The following is a 4379-nucleotide window of genomic DNA, read 5'->3' as shown; positions in this document are numbered from 1 at the left end:
AGAAGCAGCATCAGTAGTAGCCGGAACATTAGGATACACTAATGGTGGAACTGGAGCATGTGAGATATCAGGAGAAGTTCAAGGCGAATTAAGTGGATCATACGATGAGTGTGGTGGAACACTTTATATCGACTGGACATACACTGATAACTGTCAGAGAACAATCGATGCTAGAAAGACTATTACTGTTTTACCAGCACCAGCAGCAGAGTTTGAACAAGTAGATAATATTACAATTACTTGTGAGGAAGCAAATTCATTTACAGCATATCCTCTTGGATATTCTAATGGATTAGAAGGTGCATGTAATATTTCAGGTGAAGTAGAAGGTGAATTAAGCGGTCAGTATTCTGAATGTGGAGGTTTACTATTCATCGATTGGACATACACTGATGATTGTGATAGAACAATTACAGAAAGACAACAAATTAAAGTTAATCCAGCACCAGCTGCTGAGTTTGATGAAGTAGAAGACATGGAGATTTCATGTGAAGAAGCAAATTCATACCAAGCAGGAACATTAGGATACACTAATGGAGGAACTGGATTATGTGAGATATCAGGAGAAGTTCAAGGCGAAGCTACACCAGATTACGATGAGTGTGGTGGAGTAATTATTGTAAACTGGACATACACTGATAACTGTCAGAGAACAATCACAGCAAGTAAGACTATTACAGTATTACCAGCACCAATGGCAGAGTTTGATGAAGTGGAAGACATGGAGATTTCATGTGAAGAAGCAAATTCATTCGAGCCAGGTTTATTAGGATACACTAATGGCGGAACTGGAGCATGTGAGATATCAGGAGAAGTTCAAGGTGAATTAAGTGGATCTTACACAGAATGTGGAGGAACATTAGAAGTTGACTGGACGTACACTGATGATTGTGATAGAACGATTACAGCTAAGAAGACGATCACAGTATTACCAGCACCAATAGCTGAGTTTGATGAAGTGGAAGACATGGAGATTTCATGTGAGGAAGCAAATTCATACCAGGCAGGAACATTAGGATACACTAATGGAGGAACTGGATTATGTGAGATATCAGGAGAAGTTCAAGGCGAAGCTACACCAGATTACGATGAGTGTGGTGGAGTAATTATTGTAAACTGGACATATACTGATAACTGTCAGAGAACAATCACAGCAAGTAAGACTATTACAGTGTTACCAGCGCCAATGGCAGAGTTTGATGAAGTGGAAGACATGGAGATTTCATGTGAAGAAGCAAATTCATTCGAGCCAGGATCATTAGGATACACTAATGGCGGAACTGGAGCATGTGAGATATCAGGAGAAGTAGAAGGTGAATTAAGTGGATCATACGATGAGTGTGGTGGAACACTTTATGTTGACTGGACATACACTGATGATTGTGATAGAACGATTACAGCTAAGAAGACGATCACAGTATTACCAGCACCAATGGCTGAGTTTGATGAAGTGGAAGACATGGAAGTTTCATGTGAAGAAGCAGCATCAGTAGTAGCCGGAACATTAGGATACACTAATGGTGGAACTGGATTATGTGAGATATCAGGAGAAGTAGAAGGTGAATTAAGTGGATCATACGATGAGTGTGGTGGAACACTTTATGTTGACTGGACATATACTGATAACTGTCAGAGAACAATTGATTACAGAAAAACAATCACAGTATTACCAGCGCCAATGGCTGAGTTTGATGAAGTAGAAGACATGGAGATTTCATGTGAGGAAGCAAATTCATTCGAGCCAGGTTTATTAGGATACTCTAATGGAGGTATTGATACTTGTAGAATTGAAGGAGAAGTAGAAGGTGAATTAAGTGGATCATACGATGAGTGTGGTGGAACACTTTATGTTGACTGGACATACACTGATGATTGTGATAGAACAATCACAGCTAAGAAGACTATTACAGTATTACCAGCACCAGCTGCAGAGTTTGATGAAGTGGAAGACATGGAAGTTTCATGTGAAGAAGCAGCATCAGTAGTAGCCGGATCATTAGGATACACTAATGGTGGAACTGGAGCATGTGAGATATCAGGAGAAGTTCAAGGTGAATTAAGTGGATCATACGATGAGTGTGGTGGAACACTTTATATCGATTGGACATACACTGATAACTGTCAGAGAACAATCGATGCTAGAAAGACTATTACAGTGTTGCCAGCACCAATGGCAGAGTTTGATGAAGTGGAAGACATGGAGATTTCATGTGAAGAAGCAAATTCATTCGAGCCAGGTTTATTAGGATACACTAATGGCGGAACTGGAGCATGTGAGATATCAGGAGAAGTTCAAGGTGAATTAAGTGGATCTTACACAGAATGTGGAGGAACATTAGAAGTTGACTGGACGTACACTGATGATTGTGATAGAACAATCACAGCTAAGAAGACGATCACAGTATTACCAGCACCAATGGCTGAGTTTGATGAAGTGGAAGACATGGAAGTTTCATGTGAAGAAGCAGCATCAGTAGTAGCCGGATCATTAGGATACACTAATGGAGGAACTGGATTATGTGAGATATCAGGAGAAGTTCAAGGTGAATTAAGTGGATCATACGATGAGTGTGGTGGAACACTTTATATCGATTGGACATACACTGATAACTGTCAGAGAACAATCGATGCTAGAAAGACTATTACAGTGTTGCCAGCACCAATGGCAGAGTTTGATGAAGTGGAAGACATGGAGATTTCATGTGAAGAAGCAAATTCATTCGAGCCAGGTTTATTAGGATACACTAATGGCGGAACTGGAGCATGTGAGATATCAGGAGAAGTTCAAGGTGAATTAAGTGGATCATACGATGAGTGTGGTGGAACACTTTATGTTGACTGGACATACACTGATGATTGTGATAGAACAATCACAGCTAAGAAGACGATCACAGTATTACCAGCACCAATGGCTGAGTTTGATGAAGTAGAAGACATGGAAGTTTCATGTGAAGAAGCAAATTCATACCAGGCAGGAACATTAGGATACACTAATGGAGGAACTGGATTATGTGAGATATCAGGAGAAGTTCAAGGCGAAGCTACACCAGATTACGATGAGTGTGGTGGAGTAATTATAGTAAACTGGACATACACTGATAACTGTCAGAGAACAATCACAGCAAGTAAGACTATTACAGTATTACCAGCACCAGCTGCAGAGTTTGATGAAGTAGAAGACATGGAGATTTCATGTGAAGAAGCAAATTCATTCGAGCCAGGATCATTAGGATACACTAATGGTGGAACTGGAGCATGTGAGATATCAGGAGAAGTAGAAGGTGAATTAAGTGGATCATACGATGAGTGTGGTGGAACACTTTATGTTGACTGGACATACACTGATGATTGTGATAGAACAATCACAGCTAAGAAGACAATCACAGTATTACCAGCACCAATGGCTGAGTTTAATGATGTACAGGATATTTCTATAGCTTGTTATTTAGCTAGCCAATATGAAGTGAATCCATTAGGATACACTAATGGTGGAACTGGAGCATGTGAGATATCAGGAGAAGTTCAAGGCGAATTAAGTGGATCATACGATGAGTGTGGTGGAACACTTTATGTTGACTGGACATACACTGATGCATGTAACAGAACAATCGATGCTAGAAAGACGATCACAGTATTACCAGCACCAGCTGCAGAGTTTGATGAAGTAGAAGACATGGAGATTTCATGTGAGGAAGCAAATTCATTTGAGCCAGGTTTATTAGGTTACTCTAATGGAGTTGATGATAATATATGTAATATTTCAGGAGAAGTTCAAGGTGAATTAAGTGGATCATACGATGAGTGTGGTGGAACACTTTATGTTGACTGGACATATACTGATGATTGTGATAGAACAATCACAGCTAAGAAGACGATCACAGTATTACCAGCACCAACTGCAGAGTTTGATGAAGTAGAAGACATGGAAGTTTCATGTGAAGAAGCAGCATCAGTAGTAGCCGGAGCATTAGGATACACTAATGGAGGAACTGGAGCATGTGAGATATCAGGAGAAGTTCAAGGTGAATTAAGTGGATCATACGATGAGTGTGGTGGAACACTTTATATCGACTGGACATATACTGATAACTGTCAGAGAACAATCGATGCTAGAAAGACAATCACAGTATTACCAGCACCAGCTGCAGAGTTTGATGAAGTGGAAGACATGGAGATTTCATGTGAGGAAGCAAATTCATACCAAGCAGGATCATTAGGATACACTAATGGCGGAACTGGATTATGTGAGATTTCAGGAGAAGTTCAAGGCGAAGCTACACCAGATTACGATGAGTGTGGTGGAGTAATTATTGTAAACTGGACATACACTGATAACTGTCAGAGAACAATCACAGCAAGTAAGACTATTACAGTATTAC

General features: G+C 40.1%; 1 protein-coding gene. It reads left to right on the top strand.

Annotated features, from left to right (window positions below; translation table 11 throughout):
• Positions 1 to 4379: hypothetical protein (locus tag KWG70_RS17595; RefSeq protein WP_230937356.1), on the top strand; the 4379-nt coding region annotated here is incomplete at both ends.

The sequence above is a fragment of the Psychroserpens luteolus genome (genome assembly GCF_021032705.1).
Taxonomy (GTDB): domain Bacteria; phylum Bacteroidota; class Bacteroidia; order Flavobacteriales; family Flavobacteriaceae; genus Psychroserpens; species Psychroserpens luteolus.
The sequence above is the reverse complement of the archived record's forward strand: the minus strand, read 5'-3'. Positions and strand labels throughout refer to the sequence as shown.